This window comes from Rubritalea sp., from assembly GCF_039830215.1.
Lineage (GTDB): Bacteria > Verrucomicrobiota > Verrucomicrobiia > Verrucomicrobiales > Akkermansiaceae > Rubritalea.
In genome coordinates, this window is record NZ_JBDOPO010000079.1 from 1 (window position 1) to 3,120 (window position 3,120).

The window sequence follows — 3,120 nt, forward strand, 5'->3', positions numbered from 1 at the left end:
TATTATTGTTGCATTTATAACGACAATCCAATTTTGGCGTGCTGGTTATTTCCGGATGGATATTTTCTTTATGATTGCTTTTCTTAGTGTACCTGCAGCAACTTTAGGAGGCGCAATTACACTACCAACAGATATATTCGAGTCACTTGTCGGCCTGATTTTGCTTGTTTCGGCGTACATTGTTCTTCCAACGTTAGGGAATCACACTCTCAAACATAATATTCTGCCAAGAGTAAAACCAGCATACTGGCGAAGAAGACAAAATCTTGCCGCAATAGGTGGTGGTCTCGGACTTCTCTCAGGATTGACAGGTGTTGGTGGTGGAGTTTTTCTCACTCCAACACTTTTATCACTTCAGCAGTTCCCCGTAAAACAGGTGGCAGCACTCTCTGCTCCATTTATTCTGCTCAATTCTGTGGCCGGCCTGATGGGAGGATGGTTAGTAGGCAACTCGTTGCCCTATATAAACATACCTGTCGTCATAGGAGTTGTACTTGGTGGAATTATTGGATCACAATGTGGAGCCTTTATGATTTCACCAAGAATACTTCGTTATCTCACAAGTGTGGTTCTTGTGGTAGCAGGCTCCAAACTGCTGATAAAGGTACTGTTTGCGTAGGAATATCAGGAAAGATTCACTGAAACCTAAAGCTTCGTCACCGTGTATTGGTAGTTTTTTCTATTCGATATAGCGAGGTGTCAGTACGAAGATAAAGTGCATTATTGATAGCAGCAGGAGTAGCAAAAATCTGTCCATCGAGCTGATTTGTTGACAGTAATTCAAATTCACTTCCAGGCTGGATCACAAAAGTAGTACCTTCACGACTGCAAACATAAATTCTTCCATCTGCAAAGAGTGGGGAGGAGGAAAAATTTCCCCCCAATCGACTCGCCCACTGCTCTTCGCCAGTCTTTACATCAAAGCAACTCATAATCCCCTTGTCGCTCACGACATAAAGCCTGTCACTCACGACAAGTGGTGAAGGGATACTTGGGGCACCTCGTTTCTGACGCCATGAGATTGCCGGTTGAGTACCACGTTCTCCAAGATCGATGGCTAAAAGTTCTGGTTTCATGAAACTTGTACTGAGAATCGCCATGCCATGAGAGACCACAGGTCGTGGTACTATCGAAAAGCCAAGCACTTCATAACTTACTTTCCATAGCTCCTGACCAGTAGCGGGCTGGTAGGCATAGAGCCAATCAGCAGCTGGAGAAAGCAGTGTGTCGTTGCCGTTGATAGGGACAATCACAGGAGTACCATACGCTTTTCGAAAGTCAGGTTTTTCAGCCATTTTTCCACTTCGAGCAGTTTTCCAAACGATACTCCCCGTTTTTTGATTCAGGCCAACGACACTCTGTGTGTCACTGCCATCACAGTGCACAATTAGGAGATCTTTCCAGAGTACTGGTGTACTGCCTGGTCCATTTTCATGGTTAAGATGAATATCATGATTTATCCACTCAATGTGTGCTGATTGTGTATTGAGACACACTGTTCCATAATCACCAAAATGACAAAACAGTCGTTTGCCGAGTAGTACTGGTGACGGTGAAGCGTAGGAGTTGAGTGAGTGAATGGGCTGTGGTTCAGCTGTGGTAAAGAGAGCGATATCATGAACGATACGACCACTTGTTTTGTCAATACATTGTGCTCGCATTGTCACGGGCCCAGAAACCTGAAGTGGTTTGGGATTTCTAATACCAGCCAGTCGTTCTTTCTTTTGTTCCTCCGTTACCTCACTCTCAATGGCAGTAGTTATCCATACATGTCTGTTATCGAGGACAGGCGATGACCATCCTCTCCCTTGAAGTGGTGTTTTCCAGACAATATTTTCTGATTCACTCCACGAAATGGGTAAGTCATGAGTTGTTGATGCATGCCCTTGCCCCTGAGGTCCGCGCCATTGTGGCCAGATTTCATTTGCTTGTGTGGACTGTAGTGACATGGCAATGACTGTCATGATGCCAACACATGCGTCGAATAATAATATGCCTAAGGATTTGAACATCGTATTACTCCTCAGATACCGAGTCTGACAGACCACCATAATGCCCGAACACACTCTAGATTCTACTAAATATGGCCTCTCCACGGGTGTTTCGGCATTTGGCTAGAAACTCTGTGGTGCTACCATACCAAGGTTTTCAACTTTTTTTCAATGGAGTTGAGTAGTGTAGTGACGCCCTTGTATCAGTTTCACGGGATGTTGTTCTGCTTTACGGCAGTCTTTTTTGCTGGTGCCCGTTTGAGCACGGCTCAGGAGTTGGAGCTGCGCGTGGAAACAGAGATATTTTCAAGTAGTAACGACACGCCAGTGGCTCATAGCCTTACGCTTTTTCGAAATGGTATCACGTGGGATTTTCTTGATACTGGAATGGGAAGTAATCAGGAAGAGATAATTGTTCATGATCCAAATCGTGAACGATTAGTTGTCCTTGATACAGGACTTAAGATTAAGACGGAATTGAACACAATTCGTCTACAACGACTAGATATTTCTCTTTCAGCATGGGCACAAAAATCGAGTGATCCCTTAATGAAGTGGGCAGGACAACATGACTATTCAGATATGCTTGAGGTAGGTGAAACAGTTATCAAACTTGATGGTCCCCGAGTGCATTATGATGTGACATTTACAAAAAATAATAATCCGAAAGCAGTTGCCGTCTATCGTCAATTTGCTGATACAGCAATTCTGCTAAAAGCCCTTATGCGACCTGGAGGGCTCCCTCCTTTTCCAAGACTGGCTATCAATCGTCAAATTGAGAAAGTGTGTGGTATTCCTTCTGAAGTGAAACTCAGTATTTCACCAAAAGTCCCGCTAGTCCCCGGCATTCAAATGCGAAGTACTCATAAAACTCACCCACAGCTCATTGAGGGTGATATCTCACGTATTGAGACAGCATCAGCTCAAATGTCTGTAGCTGAACTTATTGAGCTAGACGATTTTATCCACAGGCGACTGAAGCAGCGTGCAAAAGATTGAGAAAAAGCTGTTGCGTTCTCAATCATTCTGATGTGCATCGCCGTCACAATGCGCACACTCGGAGCCTTCTTCCGAGGACCCAAGAAAGTCTTCCTAATCAGACGATATTCCCTGGGGCTCAGACCTTAAC

The 3,120-nt window shown here is 44.5% G+C and carries 3 protein-coding genes; 2 read left to right on the forward strand and 1 reads right to left on the reverse strand.

Annotated features, from left to right (window positions below; translation table 11 throughout):
* On the forward strand, positions 1-619 hold a 619-nt coding region (locus ABGY95_RS02485; protein WP_347440103.1), incomplete at its 5' end, for a sulfite exporter TauE/SafE family protein.
* 37 nt (positions 620-656) lie between these two features.
* Here ABGY95_RS02485 and ABGY95_RS02490 read toward each other — a convergent pair.
* Positions 657-2,012 carry a PQQ-binding-like beta-propeller repeat protein gene (locus ABGY95_RS02490; RefSeq protein ID WP_347440104.1) on the reverse strand — a complete coding sequence of 452 codons (1,356 nt, stop codon included), beginning with the start codon at positions 2,010-2,012 and terminating at the stop codon, positions 657-659.
* A 150-nt stretch (positions 2,013-2,162) separates the two neighbouring features.
* On the opposite strand from ABGY95_RS02490, the gene ABGY95_RS02495 reads away from it, so the two are divergent.
* On the forward strand, positions 2,163-2,990 hold the full coding sequence (locus ABGY95_RS02495) for a hypothetical protein (protein ID WP_347440105.1): 828 nt from the start codon (positions 2,163-2,165) through the stop codon (positions 2,988-2,990).
* The last annotated feature ends 130 nt before the right edge of the window (positions 2,991-3,120 follow it).

Excerpts from the sequence above, each read along its gene's own strand:
- ABGY95_RS02495 (WP_347440105.1), top strand. The coding sequence starts at position 2,163 with ATGGAGTTGAGTAGTGTAGTGACGCCCTTGTATCAGTTTCACGGGATG.
- ABGY95_RS02490 (WP_347440104.1), bottom strand. The coding sequence starts at position 2,012 with ATGTTCAAATCCTTAGGCATATTATTATTCGACGCATGTGTTGGCATC.